The organism is Cellvibrio sp. KY-GH-1, assembly GCF_008806975.1.
GTDB lineage: Bacteria > Pseudomonadota > Gammaproteobacteria > Pseudomonadales > Cellvibrionaceae > Cellvibrio.
In genome coordinates this window covers 1,801,842-1,825,383 of record NZ_CP031728.1, presented here as the reverse complement: position 1 = coordinate 1,825,383, position 23,542 = coordinate 1,801,842, and the positions used below count along the sequence as shown (strand labels likewise).

16 protein-coding genes are annotated in these 23,542 nt (G+C 50.9%); 9 read left to right on the top strand and 7 right to left on the bottom strand.

What is annotated here, in order from left to right:
- Window positions 1–80: 80 nt before the first annotated feature.
- Entirely contained in the window at window positions 81–3,014 is a 2,934-nt protein-coding gene (locus tag D0C16_RS07690; protein WP_151031769.1) for a ribonucleoside-diphosphate reductase subunit alpha, read from the bottom strand.
- Window positions 3,015–3,404: 390 nt separating this feature from the next.
- Here D0C16_RS07690 and D0C16_RS23995 point away from each other — a divergent pair, with 390 nt between their 5' ends.
- Entirely contained in the window at window positions 3,405–3,794 is a 390-nt protein-coding gene (locus D0C16_RS23995; RefSeq protein ID WP_191968749.1) for a hypothetical protein, read from the top strand.
- On the opposite strand, the gene D0C16_RS24760 is transcribed toward D0C16_RS23995, so the two are convergent.
- The 4 genes from D0C16_RS24760 to D0C16_RS07670 all read right to left on the bottom strand — a co-directional run bounded on the left by D0C16_RS24760 (window position 3,693) and on the right by D0C16_RS07670 (window position 8,086).
- The gene (locus tag D0C16_RS24760; protein ID WP_151031768.1) at window positions 3,693–3,986 is read right to left on the bottom strand and encodes a type II toxin-antitoxin system RelE/ParE family toxin; all 294 of its coding nucleotides are present in this window, start codon (window positions 3,984–3,986) and stop codon (window positions 3,693–3,695) included. The genes D0C16_RS23995 and D0C16_RS24760 overlap by 102 nt on opposite strands.
- On the bottom strand, window positions 3,961–4,206 hold the full coding sequence (locus D0C16_RS07680) for a type II toxin-antitoxin system ParD family antitoxin (protein WP_151031767.1): 246 nt from the start codon (window positions 4,204–4,206) through the stop codon (window positions 3,961–3,963). Before D0C16_RS07680 ends, D0C16_RS24760 begins: the two co-directional genes overlap by 26 nt.
- Before the next feature lie 95 nt (window positions 4,207–4,301).
- Window positions 4,302–5,567, bottom strand: a complete 1,266-nt coding sequence (locus D0C16_RS07675) for an AGE family epimerase/isomerase (RefSeq protein ID WP_151031766.1) — start codon at window positions 5,565–5,567, stop codon at window positions 4,302–4,304.
- A gap of 473 nt (window positions 5,568–6,040) precedes the next feature.
- A complete protein-coding gene (locus D0C16_RS07670) occupies window positions 6,041–8,086 on the bottom strand; it encodes a PhoX family phosphatase (protein ID WP_151031765.1) in 2,046 nt (681 codons plus the stop codon).
- Window positions 8,087–8,319: 233 nt separating this feature from the next.
- On the opposite strand from D0C16_RS07670, the gene D0C16_RS07665 reads away from it, so the two are divergent.
- A complete protein-coding gene (locus tag D0C16_RS07665; protein WP_225318946.1) occupies window positions 8,320–9,192 on the top strand; it encodes an HDOD domain-containing protein in 873 nt (290 codons plus the stop codon).
- A 279-nt stretch (window positions 9,193–9,471) separates the two neighbouring features.
- Window positions 9,472–10,680, top strand: coding sequence for an IS256 family transposase (locus tag D0C16_RS07660; RefSeq protein WP_151031701.1), 1,209 nt, complete (start codon window positions 9,472–9,474; stop codon window positions 10,678–10,680).
- A 134-nt stretch (window positions 10,681–10,814) separates the two neighbouring features.
- Here D0C16_RS07660 and D0C16_RS07655 read toward each other — a convergent pair whose 3' ends face one another.
- Both D0C16_RS07655 and D0C16_RS07650 read right to left on the bottom strand, forming a co-directional pair.
- Window positions 10,815–11,015 carry an addiction module protein gene (locus tag D0C16_RS07655; RefSeq protein ID WP_151031763.1) on the bottom strand — a complete coding sequence of 67 codons (201 nt, stop codon included), beginning with the start codon at window positions 11,013–11,015 and terminating at the stop codon, window positions 10,815–10,817.
- A 67-nt stretch (window positions 11,016–11,082) separates the two neighbouring features.
- Window positions 11,083–12,120, bottom strand: coding sequence for a DUF72 domain-containing protein (locus tag D0C16_RS07650; protein ID WP_151031762.1), 1,038 nt, complete (start codon window positions 12,118–12,120; stop codon window positions 11,083–11,085).
- 119 nt (window positions 12,121–12,239) lie between these two features.
- Between D0C16_RS07650 and D0C16_RS07645 the strand changes: the two genes are divergently transcribed.
- The 6 genes from D0C16_RS07645 to D0C16_RS07620 all read left to right on the top strand — a co-directional run bounded on the left by D0C16_RS07645 (window position 12,240) and on the right by D0C16_RS07620 (window position 23,532).
- Window positions 12,240–13,130 carry an AEC family transporter gene (locus D0C16_RS07645; protein WP_151031761.1) on the top strand — a complete coding sequence of 297 codons (891 nt, stop codon included), beginning with the start codon at window positions 12,240–12,242 and terminating at the stop codon, window positions 13,128–13,130.
- Between the two features lie 50 nt (window positions 13,131–13,180).
- A complete protein-coding gene (locus D0C16_RS07640; protein WP_225318945.1) occupies window positions 13,181–13,858 on the top strand; it encodes an aspartyl/asparaginyl beta-hydroxylase domain-containing protein in 678 nt (225 codons plus the stop codon).
- The gene (locus D0C16_RS07635) at window positions 13,851–15,011 is read left to right on the top strand and encodes a sulfotransferase family protein (RefSeq protein WP_151031760.1); all 1,161 of its coding nucleotides are present in this window, start codon (window positions 13,851–13,853) and stop codon (window positions 15,009–15,011) included. Before D0C16_RS07640 ends, D0C16_RS07635 begins: the two co-directional genes overlap by 8 nt.
- Window positions 15,001–15,486 (top strand): GNAT family N-acetyltransferase, encoded by a 486-nt coding sequence (locus D0C16_RS07630; RefSeq protein ID WP_151031759.1) that lies wholly within the window; start codon window positions 15,001–15,003, stop codon window positions 15,484–15,486. The genes D0C16_RS07635 and D0C16_RS07630 overlap by 11 nt, the downstream gene beginning before the upstream one ends.
- Before the next feature lie 291 nt (window positions 15,487–15,777).
- The gene (locus D0C16_RS07625) at window positions 15,778–16,359 is read left to right on the top strand and encodes a phage tail protein (protein WP_151031758.1); all 582 of its coding nucleotides are present in this window, start codon (window positions 15,778–15,780) and stop codon (window positions 16,357–16,359) included.
- A 129-nt stretch (window positions 16,360–16,488) separates the two neighbouring features.
- Entirely contained in the window at window positions 16,489–23,532 is a 7,044-nt protein-coding gene (locus tag D0C16_RS07620) for a DUF4347 domain-containing protein (RefSeq protein WP_151031757.1), read from the top strand.
- Window positions 23,533–23,542 lie beyond the last annotated feature (10 nt).

Here is a 23,542-nt window from a genome sequence, read left to right as displayed (position 1 = left end):
GCGAATCCCTCCTAACCTCCCTTTTTCAAAGGGAGGGACTTCCACCCCCCTTTGAAAAAGGGGGCAGGGGGGGATTTAAATCACTGGCAAGCTTCGCAATCTGGATTGTCGATCGAGCAGGCCAGCGGCACGGGTGCTGCTTCGGCAAAGCTCGCTTCTTCAATTTCTGATACGGCTGGTTTTGCCGCAGCAGGTGCTGCTGATAAACCGCCAGCACCACTTGCCGATACCGCGTTCAATGCACCGGTGTTAATGGTGGATTTTTCAGTGGTAGTTGCTGCCAATGCGCGCAGGTAGTAAGTGGTTTTCAAACCGCTGTACCAAGCCATGCGATAGGTGATATCTAATTTTTTACCGTTAGCGCCAGCGATGTAGAGGTTCAAGCTTTGTGCCTGATCGATCCACTTTTGACGGCGGCTGGCGGCTTCTACAATCCAGCGTGGTTCCACTTCAAATGCAGTGGCGTAAATCGCTTTCAAATCAGCGGGAATGCGATCAATTTTTTGCAGTGAACCTTCGTAATATTTCAAATCGTTAACCATTACCGCATCCCACAGGCCACGCGCTTTCAAATCGTGCACCAAGTGTGGGTTAACTACGGTGAATTCGCCGGACAGGTTGGATTTCACGTATAGGTTTTGGTAAGTCGGCTCAATCGATTGGGTTACGCCAGTGATGTTGGAAATGGTTGCTGTTGGTGCAATCGCCATCACGTTGGAGTTGCGCATACCTTGTTTAACTTGGGCGCGCAGTGTGTCCCAATCGAAGGTTTTGCTGCGATCCACTTTGATGTAATTCTCGCCACGGTTTTGCGCGAGGATTTCAATCGAGTCGATAGGCAATGTGCCTTTGCTCCACAGTGAGCCTTCAAATGTTGAATACTTGCCGCGCTCTTGTGCCAGTTCGCAGGAAGCCTTAATTGCGTAGTAGCTCACTGCTTCCATCGAGGTATCGGCGAAGTCTACGGCTTGTTGCGAGCTGTAGGCGATGCGTTGTTCGTAGAGTGCGTCCTGGAAGCCCATGATGCCCAAACCGATGGGACGGTGACGCAGGTTGGACTGCTTGGATGTCGCAACAGCGTAGTAGTTAATGTCGATCACGTTATCCAGCATGCGGATTGCGGTGGTCACTGTTTTTTCAAGCTTGGCCAGGTCGAGTTTGCCATCCACAATGTGTTGCGCCAGGTTCACAGAACCCAGGTTACACACGGCGATTTCGTCGTTGGCTTTGGTGTTCAGCGTGATTTCAGTACACAGGTTGGACGAGTGCACTACACCCACATGTTGCTGCGGGCTGCGCAGGTTGCATGGGTCTTTAAAGGTGATCCATGGGTGGCCGGTTTCAAACAGCATGCCCAGCATTTTGCGCCACAAATCCAGTGCACGCACGGTTTTGAAAACTCTGATCTTGCCTTGGGCAGCCAATTGCTCGTAGTGCTCATAGCGTTCTTCGAAGGCTTTGCCGTAAAGGTCGTGCAGATCGGGCACATCGTTGGGCGAGAACAGGGTCCACTCTTTATCGTCAAACACGCGCTTCATAAACAGGTCTGGTACCCAGTTAGCGGTATTCATATCGTGCGTACGGCGACGGTCATCACCGGTGTTTTTACGCAGCTCAAGGAATTCTTCAACGTCCATATGCCAGGTTTCCAGATACGCACAGACTGCGCCTTTGCGCTTGCCGCCCTGGTTAACGGCTACTGCGGTGTCGTTAGCCACTTTCAAGAAGGGAACCACGCCTTGTGATTTGCCGTTGGTGCCTTTGATGTAAGCGCCCAGTGCGCGCACGGGAGTCCAGTCGTTACCCAAGCCGCCGGCGAATTTGCTCAGCATGGCGTTGTCTTGCATTGCGCCGTAAATACCGTGCAGATCGTCGGGTACGGTGGTCAGGTAGCAAGAGGACAACTGCGGCCGCAGGGTGCCGGAGTTGAACAGGGTTGGGGTAGAACTCATGTAATCGAAAGAAGAGAGCAGGCGATAGAATTCAATCGCGCGCTCTTCTTTTTGCTCTTCCTGAATCGCCAGACCCATAGCCACACGCATGAAGAAAATTTGCGGTAATTCAATGCGGGTGTTGTTGCTGTGGATGAAATAGCGGTCGTACAGGGTTTGCAGGCCGAGGTAGGTAAATTGCAGATCGCGCTCGGCGATCAGTGCCTTGCCCAGCTTATCCAAATCAAATTCCAGCAATTCCGGAGACACCAACTCCAGTTCTACCCCTTTTTTCAGGTAAACCGGCAGGGTCTTGGCGTATAGGGTTTCCATATCCGCTTGCGTAGCGGAGTCGGCAATACCGAAGAAACTCAGGGCTTCGGCGCGCAGCTTGTCCATCAGCAAACGCGCGGTGACGAAAGAGTAGTTAGGCTCTTTTTCTACCAGGGTGCGCGCGGTAATCACCAGTGAGGTGTTCACGTCTTTCTCGGCCACACCGTCGTAGAGGTTGCGCATGGCTTCATCGAGGATCGCTTTCTCTTCCACGCCCGCCAGGCCAGCACAGGCTTCGTGCACGATGGTGCGCATACGGGCGATATTCAGCGGCGCGCGGGTGCCGTTTTCCAGCACTACGTTCAGGCTTGGGTAATCCGGGTCCGGTTCTTGAGTAGCTTGTTTTTGGGCGCGCAGGCGAGCGTGCTCTTCGCGGTAGAGCACGTAGTCGCGGGCGACTTTTTGTTCGCCGGAGCGCATCAGAATCAGCTCAACCTGATCCTGGATCTCTTCAATATGGATGGTGCCGCCCGAAGGCATACGGCGCTTGAAGGTGGCGGTAATTTGTTGGGTGAGGCTTTCTACCATTTCGCGCACGCGGGTAGAGGCAGCGGCTTTGCCACCTTCTACTGCTAAAAAGGCTTTAGTCATGGCGATGGCAATTTTGCTGGCATCGAAGGGAACCACCGTTCCATTGCGCTTGATAACGCGCAGCTGCCCGGGTGCTGTGGCCGTGAGGTTGGCTGAGCCGCCGTGAATATCGTGTTGGACGTTGGTCGTGCCGGTGGTTTGTTCAATGTCAGTATGCATAGACGTCTCCCGCGTGAGGTCTTCCCGGTTGATAAGCTTGGATAATTAATTTGGTAAAACATTGACCCATCTGGAACTGCTGTGTTTGGCAACGCCATTACCACAAGTGCCATTATTAAAATCAGTGCAGAACACAGCCTTTTTGGGTTTTTGTCGACCACTAGATATTGTGGTCAGACAAATACGCCCTGGTGCCCATACTACTGATGCCTTCCAACCTTGCCGTCATTGGAAATCGCCACAACTTATGCCGAATCAGGTGAGTGAACCTGTGAATGGCGTCAAAATTGCGTTCAATGGGATCAAAAAATTACTTGACGATTTACGCTTTCAAGTCTAGCGCTTGCCTTGGGTTTTTACCCGGGCAACACCTATATCTAGGGGTAAATCGTGAATGTGCTACAAGATAATGCGGTTGAGGGTTTAATGCAAGCTTGGCAACCTGTGGATAAGATGTGCGTGAGCGCGGGAAAAACTGGGGGAAACGCCGTGATTGATGCGCCAAACACGGGAAAATCAGCGTCTGCGCCCGGTCATTCCATTCATGACATTTTTTCGAGGTATTTAGATTTTTTTCTAATAGTAGAAGTCGCGGGATATGACTACATATTGTGTCTGCTGGTTTGTGCGGCAAATTGGCTTTTTCGTCTGCAGATTGGCGCGCAAGCGGTCTTGGGTTTAGCCGATGTGAAGACTGATTTTCATCTGTTGATGAAGAACACGCACAATCTGAATTCCAGAGTCTATTTCATAGAAGTAGATCGCGTGCTTTTGAAATAAGTAACGCCGGTAGTGCGGGCGTATATCTGGAACATTCTGTCCAAGTTGTGGATTTTCGCTCAGTTGAAGAAGGATTTCATTTAGCCCGGTTAGATAAGCTTTGGTTTGTGATTCACCAAATGTAATTCGGGAATATTGACTGATAGAAATAAAATCTTTTACTGCTCTATTTGAGAGTTTGTATGTCTTCACGAGAAGGGAATTCCATTTCTATGATGTCTTCAAGGGTAAGTGATGAAGTGCCGCTTTGTTCTCCCTCGATCAAAGCCAGGCGAATTGCATCTGTGGTTGATTGGTTCGTACGTATTAGGTCCCGAATATAGTCACTGGCATTGGCATATCTGCCACTGGCGATTTGTTGATCTACCCATTTCCGCATATCGTCGGTAATGGAGATATTTAGGGTGCTCATAGTTTCTGTTTCCGATTAAGGGTGATCAAAAATATGGCATGGATTGGCAAGCTTTGCCAATAGGTTGGATGCATCCTTGCACATTCATACCCCAATTATTGATGTGCGGGCTTGTTCAGGGCGCCGAGTAGTTGCAAGCGATAGGTTGCTTCCAGCATCGCGCGGCTATTGTGGAGTGGACCTTTTATTAGGTTGGCGCGCGGTTCTATGCGCTGTTTGCCGGCCGCATCAGTGCCCCAGTACCAATCACCTTGCGGGTGAACAAGGTGCGCCTTGATAAAACCCCAGTTGCGCATGGCGCCCATGAAGAATTGCATGTCGCCACTGATTTGATAGGCGCCGAGGAAGGAAACCAACGCCTCACCCTGTGCCCACCAGTCTTTGTTGGTGTCTTTGGGGTTATTGACGATACCGCCGGTGCCATCCAGCGCCATAAGGCCGTTAGTCGCAACTTTAAGGGCAAACTGTTCGGTTTGTTGGATCAATTCGTCGTCATCCTGCACCTTGGCGGCAACTACCAGTGACCAAGCGGTTTCCTGATCCAGCCCATTGTTGTAGGCATCGTTCTTGGGTTTCCAGTCGCCGTCGAAGTTGAGCCCAAAATGCCCGGATTTGCGGTCGAACAGTTTATTTTGCAGTAAGTCTATTAACGCCCGGTGGTTTTTCTTTAGCTCGGTGTCCGGCCAGAGCGCTAACAGACGGCTGTAGGCTTGCAGCACCACCAGCTGGGTGTGCAGGGTCTTTTCCGCGCCGGTATTCAAACTATCGGGTGCTTTGCCCTGACTCCAATCCTGATTCAAGGTTTGCACATAGCCACCCTGAGTTTTGTCGTGCGCGTGCTTTTCCAACAGCTGGTAGAGCGCTTTGGCTTGTTCCAGCGCAGGCTTGTGAGTGCGCGCGTATTCACCAAAGGCGAGCAGCGCGAGGCCTTGGGCGTAGATTTGTTTGTGGTTTTGGGCAGGTTTACCGCTGCTATCTATCGACCAATAAACACCACCGTGTTTCGTATCCAGAAAGTTTTTTTCCAGATCGGCAAAGGCGTAGTCGGTAAGCTTTTTATAATCCGCACTGGATATTTCCGCATCAGCCGCGGAGAAGGCCCAGAGTATTTCGCTCGTGAGGGTCAGGCTGCGAATCGCGTTGGGGGTTGCGGTCCCTTTGTCATCTAGCGTGCCATAAAACCCGTTATTCGTTGGGTTGGGCAGGTTCTTTTGCCAAAAAGGCAGGATGTGGCTCGTTAGCTCTTGCTGAAACTCATTGGACATTTGCAAGAGTGCTTCAGTGGAGGGAGCCGGGATGGTTTGAGCAGAAACCAGAGCAGGCGTTGTCAGGATCGCCAGACCAAGAAGTAGTCGTTTCATGTTGTACCTTTTGTTATTAATAGTGTTTGTTATTAATAGTGTTTGTTATTAATAGTGTTTGTTATTAATAGTGTTTGTTATTAATAGTGTTTGTTATTAATAGTGTTATTGGTTGTTGCCCCGGGACCTGTTGCGTCCAGGTGAATTCTACGAGGCGCAGTGACGCGAAGCGTTGCGCTTGCAGTCTATCCCAGCGGTTGGGTGGAGTGGTGAGTGACGAGTTTGTTTTTTATCAGAAAGATGTGAATTATCGGTAAAAATCGCAGTGGTGTTTTTAGTAGTAAAACAAGCCATGAAAAAAGGGGCCCTAAGGCCCCCTTTGATGAGATCTTGCACAACCTCCTTGTTTGCCTCCTTGCGGCTATTACGTTCCCTGCATTGTTATGATGATATGGGTGAGTTACAGACTGATTAACATCCTGTTAATAGTTAGTGTCATAACTTAAGTGCCACAGGCATTAGCCATCAGGCGTTTAACTACCGATCAGACCACCATCGTTTTTGGTCACAATTACCGTGGCAGAACGTGGGCGTGCACTACCGCCATCGGGCCAATTACTGGTAAACGCTGTGGGGGTAGAGCGGTCGCCCGGGTGTTGGATGTTGACGAACATGGTTTTCAAATCCGGGGTCAGGGTTACACCGGTGACTTCGGCGTCTACCGGGCCGACGAAGAAGCGTTTCACCTGCTTGGTTACCGGGTCCGCTGCCAGCATCTGGTTGTTTCCGAAGGGGCCACTCGCTTGCTGGCTGCCACTCATGTCGGTTTGAATCCAGGCTACGCCGCGGGTATCAATCAACAATCCATCGGGGCTGGCGAAGTGGTTGTCAGCAGTCAAGGTTACGGCTTTGTCGTCAGTTCCGGTTTTGGTGCCTACATCGCCACCCAGCAGGAAGATGTCCCACTTGAAAGTGGTTTTGTCGGCATCTTCGCGCCAGCGAATGATGTGACCAGTGGTGTTGTTAGCGCGTGGGTTGGGCGCATCGATTTGCGCTTCGGTACGGCTGGTGTTGTTGGTAAGGGTGAAATACACCTCGCCAGTTGCTGGATGTACTGCGCCCCATTCCGGGCGATCCATTTTGGTGGCGCCCATCAAATCTGCTGCGGTACGGGTATTGATCAGCAGATCAGCCTGACTGGCGAAGCTTACGCCAGCGGCGGCGGCCTTCGCAGTAAACGCGCTGTTGGTGATATCCAATGGCAACCACTCGCCAGTGCCATCGGCATTGAATTTAGCCACATAGAGAACGCCGGTGTTTAACAACCAGCCGCCCGCGGTGGCTTTGTAGAAAGGTTCGGCAGAAACAAACTTGTAGATGTATTCGTTTTGGGAGTCATCGCCTGAGTAACAGACCACGGGCTTGCCTTCAACGGCCGGGGCAAAGATCACGCCTTCATGGCCAAAGCGACCCAGAGCGGTGCGCTTTTGTGGGCGACCTTCCGGATCGAAGGGGTCAATCTCCACCATCCAACCAAACGTATTTGGCTCATTGCGATAGTCATCCATCGCCGTGGCACCTTTGGTGGATGCATCAAAGCGTACATATTCATCGGCGGCAGAGTCAGCCACTTCCCAGTAGTAGCGGCCGTTTTTAGTGCCTACCCCGTAACGTTTGTGTTCGCGTGGCTGGGAGGCATCTTTGTTCATGAAGTAGCCAGCCCAGTTCTCTTCGGCTGCCAAATAAGTATGCCAAGGGGTGGCTCCCATTCCACAGTTGTTAAGGGTGCCGCGGGTGCTGGTGCCATTGGGGCTGTATTTGGTAGCAAGTTTTGCATTGCCGGACGCGGGGCCACGGATATCCATCGGCGTTGCACCGGTGATGCGACGGTTGAACGGGCTGTTGGATACCACGCCCCAATTGCTGCCGTTTTTGCGGATATGAATAACACTCACGCCGTGAGCGGCAATTTCTTTGCGCACTTCATCGGCCGGGCGAGTTGCGCCCAGGGTTTGACCATTGGTGTGGATCAACGCAGGGTCGATGTATTCGTGGTTCATCACCAGCAATCCTTCACTGGAATTGGTGCCGGTGGTTTTTGCGTCCATCGGAAAAAAGTAAACGCCGTCGTGGTGCGCGCCGACTTGTTGTTCCTGGTCAGCACCTGAGTTGGATCCATCAGGCTTGTAGGCAGGCATGGTGCCAGTCAGAGGGGTGCCCCAAGGTACGAAAGACACAGCGGTGTAACCGCTAGGAACAGTGATCGCATCGGCGCGGCTGGTAGCGATGGCGGTGAAGCCCAGTAAAGGTGCTGCCGAAGAAGACGCCGCCGAGCTGCTTGAGGCCGGGGCGCTGCTGGCACTGGAGGACGATGGCGCTGGGGAATTGGCTTTTTTATCGTCATCTCCACCACAGGCAACCAGGCTGGTACCCATAAATGCAGCGACCGCTGTGCTCAGGCTTCCTTTCAGGAATTGGCGACGCTGGGTCAGTATTTCACCAAAGGTTGGGTTGCTGGAGGTATTCGACATAGGCTCAATACCTGAATTGTCGATTTCGTAAAGGGTATGGTCACTCATTGGTTGCTTCCTGTGGTTTTGGTTGAGTAGGAATGGCAACGATTAAAGCGACGCTATATGTCATTCAGACGACAGATTTTTGAAGATTTGGTAACAGGGGGATTACGGTTTGATGAATTGCTCAAGCAATATCCAACTTTGATAAGTGCGAGTTTCTGTCGTTCCATTTATTACCGCGGCAGTTAAATCTGCTACGCTTGGGCAATCTTATAAATTGATAGTTGTTGAGATATATGGAATCCAGCGAACAACCGGTGCAAACCGATTATTCAGTTTACCGCAGTGTGATTAATAACCTGCTAAGCGGGAGCGAACAGCTACCGAGTCTGCCGAGTATTACGTTTGAAATTCGCAAGGCGATGGGGCAGCAAGACTTGTCTATGGTGGAGTTGAGCAAACTCCTGGCGAAAGACCCGGCGCTCTCGGCGGTGTTGCTCAAATATGCGTCCAGCCCCTTGGTGGGTAGCCAGACTCCGCCGCAAAACTTATTGGATGTAATTCGTTTGTTGGGAATGAATCAGGTGGAGCGCATAACCATGGTGCATTCCATCAAAAGTTTATTTTCGGTGCATTCGGTAAAACACAAACGTTTGTTTATGGAAGCCTGGCGGCGCCTGGCGCTCAAGGCGAGCTTGAGTACCTATATTGCCAAGCAGGTTCATATTCGCAACGTGTTACCTGATAACGTCCTTATGGCGGCGCTCTTAAGTGAAGTAGGAACTTTGGCCGTGCTCTCAGCATTTAAAAATAGTGAAGAGACACCGGACATTCCCACCTATGTGGCGCTGTGCCGCGAATATGCGAAATCGCTCGGTGTTATCACGCTGAAACAATGGCAGGTGGATGAGCAATACGTGAAAGTCGTACAGGAAATCGGTCACTGGAAAGAAGAGAGTCCAGGCTCGGTTAACCTCAGCGATATTATCAATTTGGGCTTGTATCACTCCCTCAAATTGAGTCATTCCAAAACCGATTTGCCGCCATTGCAGGAAATCACCGCCTATAAAAAACTGGAAGAGCCCGCGAATAAAATGATCGCTGGAGGTTTGGATTTAGTGATGACTAATGTTCAGGAAATTCGTGTGGTGGCGAAGAGTTTGTTTTGATGGAAATGGTCAGGTTACTTTCGCATTTTCCAATGCTTTGGGCATTGGCGGGCATGGATAACACCAATTACCACGAGTGTTGACTGAATAATTACATAGTAAATCCCGTAGGGATAACGATGGATAAAAAGGCGTCTGATTTGTTGGTGAACCTCTTTATAGATTTGGGGTTGCGTCGAATTTTATTCAGCCCCTCTTCGAGGCAGAGCAGGAAATCGAGACTGTAAATAAATCTGTGTAACTGTTTATCATTAACCTCATATAGGCAGGATAAACAGTATGAACAAAAAAGACCTTGAAGCCTTTGCGCGCGAAGCAGCAAAGCACATGAAGACTGAGAAAGACCTGAGCGACTTCAGTCAAATGCTCACCAAAATCACCGTTGAGGCAGCTCTCAACGGTGAACTTGATGCCCATCTTGGCTACGAGAAACACCAAAAATCAGGTGCTGCCAATAGCCGCAACGGCTACACCACCAAAACCCTGAAAACGGAAGACGGTGAGATGGAGCTCAAAACGCCGCGTGATCGCGAAGGCAGCTTTGAGCCGCAGTTGGTGAAGAAACACCAAACCCGCTTTACGTCGATGGATGACAAAATACTAAGCCTCTACGCCAAGGGCATGACCACCCGCGAAATCGTAGCCACTTTCAAGGACATGTATGGTGCAGACGTCTCTGCTACTCTTATTTCCAAAGTGACAGATGCTGTTATTGAGCAGGTCGTCGAATGGCAATCGCGCCCGCTGGATTCGGTTTATCCTATTGTTTATCTCGACTGCATCGTGGTAAAGATTCGCCAGGATAAGCAGGTTATCAACAAATCCATTTACCTTGCATTGGGCGTTACCATGGAGGGCCAGAAAGAATTATTAGGCATGTGGCTCTCGGAAAATGAAGGCTCAAAATTTTGGCTGGGCGTGCTGACGGAGCTACAGAATCGCGGTGTTCGAGACATTTTGATCGCATGCGTTGACGGGCTAAAAGGGTTTCCGGAGGCGATTAACGCGGCCTTTCCCGAAACGCAGATTCAACTGTGCATCGTACACATGGTACGCAACTCAGTGAAATACGTGCCGTGGAGGGACTACAAAGCCGTTACGGCAGACCTGAAGCGAATTTACCAATCCATCACTGAAGAAGAGGCACTGCTGGCGCTCGCGCAGCTCGGTGCGCGCTGGGATGAAAAGTACCCGCAAATTAGTCGCTGCTGGCATACCCATTGGGAAAATATACGCACCTTGTTTGCTTACCCTGAAGACATTCGTCGCGCAATTTACACCACCAACGCGATTGAATCGCTGAATAGCGTAATCCGTCAGGCAATCAAAAAGCGCAAATTATTTCCAACGGATGAATCAGCCAAGAAAGTGATTTTCTTGGCAATCCAGGATGCCTCCAAAAAATGGACTATGCCCATTCGCAATTGGAGAGCAGCGCTCAATCATTTTATGATTGTGTTTGATGAGCGATTGATGGATTATCGTTGAGCTGGCAGTTACACAGAATTTTTTACAGGCTCAGGAAATCGTGCCCCAGATTTTTTCGGCAAGATTCGTAATACTCAAATGCTTCTAAAATATCTGCTTCAGCTTTTTTCCTTACTGAAATTTGATAATCCATACTATTTTTCCGCAATTCTACCTTTTACATTTTCCCATGTGTCTCCCAAATCCCCATCAGATGCCAACTCCGCCAGCCGGCTATCCAATAATTTAACGAGCTCCTCTGATAGTTGAATATCATTGCTGTGTGTCCTGACGCTGTCCCATAATTGCTCTGCGAGTAAAATTCGCTCCGATACGCTAAGTGACTGGATGTTCATAGATTTCCCATCATTTCTACAGTGGCTTGAGTGAATTATACATGCTGTACAGACTTCGTGATTCAATTTACATATTGCCGTTGACTAGAGTATTCAACCTGATTGCTCTTGCCAACTCAAGCACTGACAGCGGTGCTGATCCCTCCGCCTTATTACTGAGTGTGATAAAAACATTTTGCCCAGCACCGGCAGTACCTGTTATTACGCGCACTAACGCGGCTCGCGTTTCCGGATCGGGATCGATCATTTTGTCGTAGGGTTCATAGGCATCGCGTGCATCTTCATAACCGAATGCACCGTGAATCGGGTTTAAATTCCAGCGGCATACCAAGGGCCCGGGCCAGAGCGCGCGCAGAATAGGAAGTTGTTCGGTGATAGGCGGCATTTTGGCGTGCAGGCCCATGCAGTAGGTAGCTCCGGTATCGCGCAGTGCGTTTACCAATTGTGGAGTTAACCATTGTGGGTCGCGCACCTCCACGGCGATGACGCCATCGGGCGCGCTATGTTTTAAATTGGGAATTGCACGTAATAAATTGTGTAAGCGATCAATCAATTTTGGCATTTGCGCCAGCCAGGCACCGGGCAGGGGGCTGATCTGAAATACCAGCGCACCGAGTTTTTGGCCCAGGCCTTCCAGTGCGGGTTCAGCAAACATTTGTAGGGCTTCTTCGGCATTTAAAAAATGCGTGTTGGGGCGCATGCCTCGGCCGGATTCGTCGCGCACCAGTGCATCGGTAATCAAGCTGGGCGCTTTCACTACAAAGCGAAAGTCTGGCCCCACTTGCGCTGCGTGCTGTGCAAACTGCGCAACATTGAGCGGGCGATAAAAACTGCGATCAATACTCACCGTGCGCATGAGCGGGTGTTTGGAATAGGCTGTTAAACCATAGCGCGATAAATTGGTTTCTGAATATTCGCCGTCCCACATCAAGCCGTTCCATCCCGGATAATTCCATGACGAAGTACCCAGGCGCAGGTGAGCGGGTAGGGCGGCAGCAAGTGCAACCCATTCAGGGTCCGCTGCAATTGGCGCTATGTCGCGGCTGGATTTGCGCGCGGGTTTTGCGTTGGGCGATTCGGCTTCGCCAAACAACGAGTTTTGCATAATCGGGAATTCGTGGAATTAACAGGAGCAGCATACCCAAGTCCATCGGCGTCAGCTATCTTCCGTTGGCCGCTTGTCGGTAAGATGCGCGACTTCAGTAATTGATGGTTGGATTTTGTATGTTGAGCGAACTGCTCGCGATTCTCGCCCCTATTGTTATTTCGGTCGGTGCCGGTTTTATCTGGGGTAAAACCGGCACCGATTTTCCATCGGATTTTATTTCGCGCATTGTGATGAACATTGGTACGCCCTGTTTGATCATCAGTGTAATGGCGAAAGTAAAAGTGCAGCCGGAGGTGATGGGGCAGGTCGCGCTTGCTACGGCGATTATTATGACTGCCATGGGGTTGTTTGGTTGGGCGTTGCTGCGTTGGATGAAGCTGGAAATTGCCACCTATTTGCCACCCTTGGTATTTCCCAATAATGGCAACATGGGGTTGCCGCTGTGTATGTTTGCTTACGGGCAAACCGGTCTCGCGCTCGCATTAGGTTCATTTATGGTGATGATGATTGCCACTTTTACGGTAGGCCTATTGATTGTCACCACCAGCGAAGGTGGTATTTTAAAACGGATGGAGTCTATCGCCAGACAACCGGTTATTCACTCCATGGTTATTGCTGTGTTATTGCTAGTAACCGGAACTGAATTACCGCGCTGGATTAGTAATACGCTGGATTTACTCGGCGGTATTGCGATTCCGTTAATGACGATTGCATTAGGCGTTTCGCTCGCGACCTTAAAAATACATTTCTGGAAGCGCAGTTTGTTTTTTAGCCTGGTGCGCGTTGGTGGTGGTTTGTTGCTCGGGTTTATTGTATGTGAGTTGATGGGCTTAACCGGCGTATCGCGTAATGTGGTGTTATTGCAATCGGCCATGCCTATTGCAGTATTCAACTATTTGCTGGCCTTGCGTTATGATCGCAACCCGCAGGAAGTTGCAGCCATGGTATTAGTGTCTACACTGGTGGCATTTGTCGGCCTGCCATTTTTATTGATGGCGATTTTATAATCACCCACTGGTAGCAGGGATTTCCAGTCAACTCAACAGTGAGCCTGTGAATGGAAAATCCTGCGTCAGCGTCAATGAGTGATCCCGTCCTTGTCAGTGTGCCTGTTGGTGCAGTGAATACTTCTTCTACAACGATCTCTTTTGCAAAGCTCGTTAGCATTGCGTCGCTTGCGGCCCTGCAGGCAGAAGTTGAATCTTTGTTACTCGTTTCCAGTGAACAGAATTCCTGGGTTGATCACGTTAATAAAAACGACTACTCCGGCGGATGGGATGTGTTGCCTTTGCGCTGCCAGCGCCAGCACTTGGATGCCCACCCAATTTTGCAAGGCTTTGCCATTGCCGAGGGGGATGACTGGGAAAATTTACCGGTGATGGTTCAGTGCCCGGAAATTCAACAGCTATTGGTGCAATTGCAATGCCCTATTAAAGCCGCGCGTTTGATGCGCTTAAAAGCCGGTGCGGAAATTAAACCCCATCGCGATCATGAATTAAGTATCGAATTTGGCGAGGCACGTTTGCATCTGCCTATTCATACCAGCGATGCGGTGAGTTTTTTCGTTAACCACAAAAAAATTCCCATGAGAGCCGGTGAGCTTTGGTATTTTAATGCCGACCAAGTACATGAAGTTTACAATCACGGTGACGAGGACCGGATTAATCTGGTGATCGATTGCACAGTAAATGATTGGCTGCGCGCGCAAATTCAGCAGGCCGTTGTGCATGGATAATTATTTTTCCCAATATTGTGCATTGCTAGGGTCGCAAGAATCTCTCGCCAACTGCCAGCAGGCTGAGTCGCTGGGTGATTTACTCACACGCATTAAACAACTCTGGGGGTGCGAGCATCTGGATGATGGGGAATTGCTGGGTGAGATTAATCGCCTTAATCAAATCCCGGTTGATGATTCAGTAAAACTGGCCGGAAATTGGTTGCCTTATCGCTATCAACCCAGGCGCAAGCAAGTGAGTTGGCTGGTACCTGTTGGCCATGCGACCGAGCCATTTCAAGACGAATATATTTCCCGCTGTAGTCAACTGTTATTTAATCAAATTTTCCAGCCGCGAACCTCATTGGAATCTGCACGCCAGCAAGCAGTAGAAATAGCGGATGTGCAACCCGCCGGATTTATTTTTCATTTATCGCGCTGTGGCTCCACCCTGATTTCCGGTTGTTTGTCCGAGCTGGATTCCACATGCGTCTTTTCTGAATCACCGCTGCTTACAGAATTACTGTTGGATAACCAATTAACGACGGACGAACAAAAAAAATCCTTGCGGATCTTTATTAATCTGCAGGCAGCGGCCTTTCCTGCGCGCCCGCAGATGATTATTAAATGGAATGCCTGGGATATTTTTCGCTGGGAGTTAATTCGTGGGCTGTATCCACAGGTGCCTACTATTTTTCTGGTGCGCGACCCGGTGGAAATTCTCGCGTCTCACCAACGCACGACGGGGCGCCATATGGCGGGTGATCCTTCACTTGGTGTATTACATCCGGTATATGCAGGACAAGGAGCCGCGCTAAGTATGCTCGATTGCCGAATTGAGGTGCTGCGTACACTGTTATTGGCGATGGGTAAGCAATCGTTCAGTTCTAATACCAGGGTGGTTGATTATCGACAGGTAAATGCACAGCATGTGGCGGAGGTCTTGAATTTTTTTGGTTGTGTAGTTGATAAACTTGGTTTTTTAAAAATACAAGAACGCATGCGCTTCAATTCAAAAGCTCCAGGGCAAATATTTGTTGATGACAGCATAAAAAAACAGCATTGCTTTACAGTTGAAGAACAGGAGAGAATTAGTTTGCAAATAAACGAGTCATATACTCAATTGTTAATGCTGGCGCTTAAACCCCGTGAGGCGGTTATAAATGATGACTGATGTTTCCTTGCCTTTTGGTTTGACTCTACGCGTGATGGAGTTACGGGATCGTGAATTCACCGAAGCATTGTTTGCATCCACGCGCGACTATCTTTACCGCATGCCTGTTCCAAAGTCGCAGGTTGATTTTCTCATCAAACAACAATTTCAGCTGCAACAAGCTTCTTATGCATCGTCATTTCCCGGGGCGGAAACTTTTATCATCGAGCGTTATAGTAAGTCGATTGGCAAGATTATTTTCAATAGTACCACTGCAAGCCTTCATGTTATTGACATTGCGCTGATGAGCGATGAACGTAGTAAAGGATGGGGTTCCGCGATTTTGCGCGCGCTTAAAAAAATAGCTGAACAACGCAGGGTTCCGGTGCGTCTTGCAGTTGACCAACAAAACATTCGCGCGAAAAAATTGTATTTATCGCTTGGGTTTGTGGTGATAGAGTCCTCGGCAACGCACGATACCTTGGTGTGGGATTGACAATATTTTTTTGGAAAATGCTTCTGTTATAAGGCGTAATGGGATCTTGCTAGATGGCTCCGTACACTGACAGTAGAGTCATTCTGCCTGGGAAATGGGTATAAAAATTAACCGATTGGTGTTTTGAGGAATATTGCCTAAAGTTGGGTAATGTTTTTTACGGGGAAGCATGATTTTCAATCGAGTATTGTGCTGTTTTTGATGGGATTGAGGCGGTTGCTCGAACTTGTTAAAACCTAAGGATCATTGGTGTACTTCAATTAATCTTAAAATCAAGTTAAGGAGAAAATGATGTCTGATCCGTTTATTGGCGAAATTCGCATGTTTGCCGGCACTTATGCACCGCGTGGCTGGGCGTTTTGTCAGGGGCAGCAGTTAGCAATTGCCAGCAATACTGCGCTGTTTTCGCTTTTAGGCACCACTTATGGTGGAAACGGTACTACCACATTTGCGTTGCCGGATTTACGCAGCCGTGTCCCGGTGGGAACAGGAGCAGGCCCTGGCCTGAGTGCTATTACTTTGGGCGAAGTGGCAGGCACGGAGAATGTCAACGTGCTCTCTACTAATGTGCCAGCGATGGTTGCTCCTGTAACGGCGACTGCATCTGTGGCGATACCCGTCAATGCAACCAATGGCACCACGAAAACGCCGGCGAACACCTTGGTGTTGTCGACGACCAGCGATACAGCGGCGGGTGCTGAAGTGGATCTTTATAGTGCTGGCCCAGGTACCACCACGCTTCAGCCATTCAATGCCACCGTAACTGGTCAGGCGGCAATTCCCGGCGGCAGTCAACCTCTGGGTATTCGCAATCCATTTTTGGGTATGAATTTTATTATTGCGTTGGAAGGGATTTACCCGAGCCGTAATTAGTGAATCTTGCAAAGCAGTGTGGGAATAACACTGCTTTGCAATTTGTTTGTGTGTTGTATTAATGCCTGGGTCCAGTCGCCCTGGAAAAGTTGAATCTCTGTTGCTTGAGCCTTGTGAAAAGGAAAAATTATGTCGTGGACTATTTCCAAAAAACCATCTTCAGCACGTTTATCAAGTGAGAAATTTCCGTTAAAAAAATGGAAAGCCTTTTCTAGCTTGTTACTGGGAGGATTGATCGCTTTCCCTTGTTTTGCTGCAGAACGGCAAGAATTTATCTACGTCGATTCACATGTGCAGGACTACCAGAAATTTATTAATGAGCTGCCTGATTCATCCAGTGTGGTGGTTCTTGATCCGGCGAGAAATGGTATTGCGCAGATAGCAGAACACCTCTCCGGTTATCGCGGTAATGTTGATGCCATTCATTTAGTTTCACACGGAAAGGCGGGTGCTGTGCAGGCTGGTGATATCTGGTTGTCAGCGGAAAATGTTCAGGCTAACCATCGCAGCCTAGCCAGAATTGGCCACGCACTTGGCCCGAACGGCGATTTCCTTATCTATGGTTGCCAAACGGCGGCGGGCGCTCGCGGTGATTCCCTGATGAATCAATTGGCGTCATTGACCGGTGCAGACCTTACAGCGTCTACGAATTTTACGGGCAGTGCCTCCAAGGGGGGGGACTGGGCACTGGAATCTCAAACTGGCGCCATTGAGGCACAGGTATTAGCTAGCGCTGACTATAACCATGTTTTGGCAACACTGAGTGCCGGTGACATGGTTGTCGTCGGATGGAGCGCCCTGAACGACACCATCACCTTTGCATCCCTGGTTGACATACCTGCGGGAACCGTAATCAAAATTACTGACAAAGGCTGGGACCAAGCTACCGGCGCCTTTACGACGAGTACTACAGGTGATGGAGTTATTACTTGGACAACCAGTAGTTCTATCAGTGCAGGTGATTTGTTCACTCTCTATTTAGGGGGATCGGACGCGGCTACGACATTGACGGATGTGACCAATGGCGGCGCAGATCTTAGTGCCGATATTTCCACCAGCACCTATACAGTCACAGACCCTATGACTATTGCAGGCGATGGAGTTTTTATTTACCAGGATGCAGACAATAACCCCTTTTTTATTTTCGGATTAAACAATACCTCAAGCACCAATATTGATGGTACCAACTGGGGAACAGTTGCCTCACCGACCTTAACTAATTCAATGATTCCCGATGGTTTTGGCAGCCAAAACTCTTTAACCAATGGCACCGATGCCGTTGGCATAACAGGTGGAGCATCGCAAACCGACAATGTGCAATACACAGGTGCGACCACCTCAGCCAGCCGAGCCACATGGTTGTCGCGCTTCGCCGATGTCGCCAATTGGAGCGGGGACAATACCGGAACAATCACCACCAGCATTGGTACCAGTAATGGTAGTGCGGTAACCATGACTCCGCCTGTACCGACAGTGACCGATGCCCGCATAAGTATTTCCGGCGCTACCGGTACCGGTGGCGCTTATAAAATTGGCGATACCGTTACCGCAACCTGGAACAACACCGCCGGTGGTGATAACAATACCGGCATTACCGGGGTTACGGTAGATTTCTCCCAATTTGGGGGCGGTGCTGCTGTTGTGGCATCCGATAGCAGCAATACCTGGACCGCGACTTACACAATTACCGCCGGTGCTGTTGATTCCACTAACCGAAATGTCAGTGTGACAGCCACCAACGCCGCTGGTAGTACGACGACCGCCGATACTACTAACGCCACGGCTGACAATGTAGCGCCCACGGTTACCGATGGTCGTATCAGCATTTCCGGCGCTTCCGGAACAGGTGGGGCTTTTAAAATTGGCGATACTGTCACCGCGACCTGGAACAATACTGCCGGGGGGGATAACAACAGCGATACCATCAGCTCAGTCACTGTTAATTTCACCCAATTTGGTGGCGGCGCTGCAGTGGCGGCATCCAATAGTTCCGGCACTTGGACGGCAACCTATACGGTAGTTGCCGGTGCTATAGATAACACCAACCGCAATGTGACGGTGACCGCAACAGATAATGCGGGCAATACGACATCAACGTCAGATACTTCTAACGCAACTGTCGATAACATTGCACCAAGCGTGACCAGCATAACGCCAGCGGGCGGAGCTGTATCCAGTGATACCAGCGTGGATTTCATCGTGGATTTCAGTGAGTCGGTCAGTAATGTCTCCACCGATGATTTCACCCGCGTAGTAACCGGATCAGCAGCAGGTACCATCGCCAGCGTATCGGCAGCATCTGGCGATCCTATTACGGTGACGGTAGGCGGGATTTCCGGAAGTGGTACGCTCAAAGTCAATTTAAATGGATCTACCAACATAGTGGACGATGCGGGCAATAGCATTGCCGCTTACTCCAGTGGAACCACCCACACGGTGAATATCCTGACCGCGCCTGATGCCCCCACCATTGGTACAGCCACCGCTGGAGATGGACAGGTAGATGTCACCTTCACCGCCCCAGGCAGTAACGGCGGTTCGGCGATTACCACATACACTGCAACGGCTAGCCCTGGCGGTGCTACTGGCAACTGTGCTGGCCCGGCGGCTTGTACGATTACAGTAGGTTCATTGACTAATGGTACGGCTTACACCTTCACCGTAACTGCAACTAACGCTATTGGTACCAGTACGGCCTCGGGGGCTTCGGGTTCGGCAACGCCAAAAGCTAATCAGACCATCACCTTTGCTAATCCCGGTGCGCAAAACTTTGGTTCGACGCCCACATTGAGCGCGACCGCTACGTCCAGCTTAACCGTCAGTTTTACCTCCTCCACAACCGGGGTTTGTACCATTACCTCCGGCGGCGCCTTGACCTTTGTTACCGCAGGTTCTTGTACTATCGATGCCGACCAGGCGGGCAATGGGGCGACCAATGCTGCGCCTACCGTCAGCCGTACTTTCACGGTAAATGCGATAGTTCCGGGTGCGCCAACGATTGGCACTGCAACCGCCGGCGATACCCAGGCGGATGTGACTTTTACGGCACCGGTTAACACCGGCGGCACTGTGATTACTGGCTATACAGTGACTTCCAACCCGGGTGGTCTTACCGGAACAGGGGGAGCGTCGCCGATTACCGTGACCGGATTGACCAACGGTATTGCTTATACCTTCACCGTAACGGCGACCAACTCGGCGGGTACCGGTGCAGCTTCTGCGCCATCTAACTCCGTTACGCCAAAAGCGGCACAAACCATCACTTTTGCTAACCCGGGAACTCAGACTTACGGGACCGCGCCAAACTTGTCGACATTGGGCGGAGGTGCGTCATCTACGTCGGGTTTGACCATCGCCTTTAGTTCATCCACCACGGGTGTTTGTACCATCACTACCGGTGGGATACTGACCTTTGTGACGGCGGGTACCTGTACCATCAATGCAAATCAAGCGGGTAATTCGATCTACCTGCCAGCGCCTCAAGTAAGTCGCTCGTTTACGGTTAACCCAGCTGCACCCGCTGCGCCAACTATCGGCACGGCTACCGCTGGTGACACCCAGGCGAGTGTGGCATTTACTGCACCGGCGGATACTGGCGGCTCATCCATTACCGGCTATACAGTGACTGTCAGCCCGCCGGATGTAGCGCCAGTGAACGGTGCTAGCTCGCCCATAGTGGTGAACGGATTAACCAATGGACAGGCTTACACCTTTACCGTAACGGCGGATAACGTGGCGGGTACCGGGCCGGCGTCGGGAGCATCCAACTCGATCACGCCTAAAGCGACCCAAACGATTACCTTCGCTAACCCTGGTGCGCAAAACTTTGGTGCGACACCAACATTTAGCGCAACCTCAGATTCCGGTTTGACCCCTACCTTTACATCGTCAACCACCGGTGTTTGTACAATTACCGGTGTTGGCGCAGTGACTTTTGTAACAGCCGGTACCTGTACGATTAATGCGGATCAGGCCGGCGATAGCAGCTATCTGGCGGCAACCCAAGTGACACGCAGCTTTGCTGTCAACGCGGTAGTTCCCGGCGCACCCACAATCGGTACTGCAACGGCTGGTAATACCCAGGCCACGGTAACTTTCACTGCGCCGGCTTCTAATGGTGGAGCAGCGATTACCGGTTACACGGTAACCTCTAACCCAGGCGGCATTACCCGTGCGGCGACCGCATCACCATTTACCTTTACCGGGCTGACCAATGGCACCAGCTATACCTTTACGGTAACGGCAACCAACAGCGTTGGTACCGGTGCTGCATCGGCAGCGTCGAACGCCGTTACTCCATCCTTGCCTCCCAACTCTGCGCCGGTAATTGCGCAGGGCGGTTCGGTGAGTGTGACCATGAGTGAAGATGGAACACCAACACCATTTAGCCTGAGCCTGAGTGCGACAGATGCGGATAGCGACCCGTTGACCTGGAGCATCACCAGTGTTGCCCTGCACGGCGGCGCGAGTGTGTCCGGTGGCAGTGTGAGCTATGTGCCAACGGCAAATTACCATGGCAGCGACAGTTTTGTGGTGCAGGTGAGTGATGGCAGTGCCAGTGCAACTACCACGGTGAATGTCACCGTTAGCCCGGTGAACGACTTACCGGTGATTTTCGGTGTTCCTACCACCAGCGTGGATCAAGACACAGCCTACAGTTTCACACCAACGGCGAGTGATCTGGACACGGGTGATGTGTTGACCTTTAGCATCAGCAATAAACCCACCTGGGCCAGCTTTAACACTGCAACTGGCGCCTTGACTGGAGCACCGGCGGGCACAGACAGTGGTAAAACGCTCGGTATAGTGATTAGTGTGAGTGACGGCACCGCTAGTGCATCACTGCCGGCCTTCGATATAGAAGTCATCTCGACCATAGATCCATTGCAGCCAATCGTTACAGCACCGGCAGACCTGGAGCTAAACGCCACCGGGTTGTATACCCCTGTTACTCTCGGGGAACTGCTGGGTGGTGGGCCAAACACTAACCCGGTGGAGATTGAGCAGATTCTGAAGACCATTGCTAAAGATGGTGTTAGCGGAAATAACTGTTGTACCACCGTAGTGGTGGGGCTCGGTGAAACCAAACTCCTGTCGTTGTCACCCGGCCGCCATGAAATCAAGTGGAGGGCGACTAATGCTGTGGGGGTTACCGGCGAGGCCACTCAGATCGTCAATATCAAACCGCTGGTATCCCTCAGTCCGTCTCAGATCGCTATCCGGGGGAGCGAGGTATCGTTCGGAGTGTGGCTCAATGGCCCATCGCCAGTATACCCGCTGACCATACCCTGGGTTGTGGATGCCTCATCCACGGCGACCGCGGCGGAGCATAGCGCGGTGAGCGGCTCCGTGACCTTTACCCAGGCGGGTCAAGTCGAGGTGGTGGTTCCGGTGACCCTTGCAAATGTAACGGGCTTTACCGATAGCAAACTGGTTATCGCTTTGGGTGACGGAATTAATGCAGGAGCGACTAACAAGCACGTTATCGACATCCGCCAAGGTAATGTGCCGCCGGTGGTGAGCTTGAGTATTCGCCAGGGCGGAGTGAATACCAGCCTGGTAACTCCGGCGGGTGGGCCTGTAACCGTAACGGCGACAGTGACTGATGCCAACAAAAATGATACTCACACCTTTGATTGGTCTGCCACTAGTGGCTTGGCAGATACGGATGGTAACCAGGCCGATGCCAGCAGAACCTTTGATCCTGCTGGGCTGGCTGGCAGCCATCAATTACAGGTCAATGTAACTGATTCGGGTGGTGCAAATGTGCAGGCATCAGCGTACTTCCGTGTTGTGGCCTCGCTTCCCGTACTGGATGTAAATACTGATACCGATCAGGACGGCATTGGTGACAGCCTGGAAGGCACTGGCGACACAGATGACAACGGTATCCCTGATTATCTGGACAACATGCCGTCACCCAACATATTGCCGCAACAAAGCAATACCACTAACGCTTACCTGATTGAGTGTGATCCAGGTGTTCGTTGTGGTCTGGGGTTGTTCGCTCGTAGTGGTAATTCCGGTGGTGTACAAATTCTGGATCAGGAAATTGGAACCTTGGATGACTTGGTCATTGACCCTGCCTTTGAGCCTGTTGGAGGTGTGTTTGACTTCGCTATCCGCGATTTGCCTACACCAGGGCAGTCCGTACGCGTAGTTATTCCGCAGCGCGTCGCGATTCCTGCCAATGCGGTGTACCGTAAGTATCAGCGTGGTCGCTGGGTAACATTTATCTCGGACGCTGATAACGCTGTGCATTCTGCAGCAGGTAGCCCCGGATATTGTCCACCACCTGGTTCGGCGGATTGGACGTCTGGTTTAACAGCAGGTCATATGTGTGTGCAATTAACCATTGAAGATGGCGGCCCTAACGACGACGACGGCTTGGTTAACTCGGCAGTTGTAGACCCTGGCGCTGTGAGCGAGGCAAAAGTTATAGTGCCGCCAGAACCACCCAAACCGCCTGTCCAGGTTAACTCCAAGGGCAGCGGGAGTGTTGGGGGTGTATGGATTGCGCTTTTAGGAGGTTTATTAATGTTCAGACGGATTAAGCATCGCCATTGGTTGGCGTTGGTTGCACTTCTTGCTAGCCATAGCCAAGCGCAAACGGCAGAAGGTTTTTACATGCGCGCTGACGTGTTTTCGGTAGAGTCTACCCAGGAGGAGGAAGATTTCGCCGGTGCGCTCAATGATGCTGGTCATGAGTTTAGTATCGGCAAATACGATACTGATCGCACCGGCTTTCAGCTGGCGGTCGGCTACGAATGGAACAGCTTTACCTACACCCAACTCGGTTATCTTGATTTGGGTGAGGTGCGCGTCGACTTATTGCTCGATGGCGACGCGGATCAGGGGGCCTTTGCGACCGATTTGGCCGACGAATACCCCATCACCGCTACCGGAGCAACCTTGGTGCAGGGGTTGAAGTTTGGTGTTGGTGAGCAGGTTAAGCTCGGCTTTGAAGCGGGGGTTTACCTTTGGGACGGTGATGTAGACGTTAACGGCGTTCCTTTTGCAATCGCTGAAGATTCCGGTACTGACCCACTCGCCGGTGTACTGCTGGATTTACCCTTGGGTGGTAACTTCACTTTAGGGGTTGGCCTGCGTCGTGTTTTCTTTGATAAACAGGAAGTAAACCTGTATTCCTTCGGTAGCAGCTACCACTTTTAATCGTTGCTAA

Bases quoted from the DNA above. Each gene is read 5' to 3' on its own strand.
- D0C16_RS07690 (WP_151031769.1), bottom strand. From the start codon at position 3,014: ATGCATACTGACATTGAACAAACCACCGGCACGACCAACGTCCAACAC.
- D0C16_RS07680 (WP_151031767.1), bottom strand. From the start codon at position 4,206: ATGAGCACCCTAAATATCTCCATTACCGACGATATGCGGAAATGGGTA.
- D0C16_RS07675 (WP_151031766.1), bottom strand. From the start codon at position 5,567: ATGAAACGACTACTTCTTGGTCTGGCGATCCTGACAACGCCTGCTCTG.
- D0C16_RS07670 (WP_151031765.1), bottom strand. From the start codon at position 8,086: ATGAGTGACCATACCCTTTACGAAATCGACAATTCAGGTATTGAGCCT.
- D0C16_RS07665 (WP_225318946.1), top strand. From the start codon at position 8,320: ATGGAATCCAGCGAACAACCGGTGCAAACCGATTATTCAGTTTACCGC.
- D0C16_RS07660 (WP_151031701.1), top strand. From the start codon at position 9,472: ATGAACAAAAAAGACCTTGAAGCCTTTGCGCGCGAAGCAGCAAAGCAC.
- D0C16_RS07655 (WP_151031763.1), bottom strand. From the start codon at position 11,015: ATGAACATCCAGTCACTTAGCGTATCGGAGCGAATTTTACTCGCAGAG.
- D0C16_RS07650 (WP_151031762.1), bottom strand. From the start codon at position 12,120: ATGCAAAACTCGTTGTTTGGCGAAGCCGAATCGCCCAACGCAAAACCC.
- D0C16_RS07645 (WP_151031761.1), top strand. From the start codon at position 12,240: ATGTTGAGCGAACTGCTCGCGATTCTCGCCCCTATTGTTATTTCGGTC.
- D0C16_RS07640 (WP_225318945.1), top strand. From the start codon at position 13,181: ATGGAAAATCCTGCGTCAGCGTCAATGAGTGATCCCGTCCTTGTCAGT.
- D0C16_RS07635 (WP_151031760.1), top strand. From the start codon at position 13,851: ATGGATAATTATTTTTCCCAATATTGTGCATTGCTAGGGTCGCAAGAA.
- D0C16_RS07630 (WP_151031759.1), top strand. From the start codon at position 15,001: ATGATGACTGATGTTTCCTTGCCTTTTGGTTTGACTCTACGCGTGATG.
- D0C16_RS07625 (WP_151031758.1), top strand. From the start codon at position 15,778: ATGTCTGATCCGTTTATTGGCGAAATTCGCATGTTTGCCGGCACTTAT.
- D0C16_RS07620 (WP_151031757.1), top strand. From the start codon at position 16,489: ATGTCGTGGACTATTTCCAAAAAACCATCTTCAGCACGTTTATCAAGT.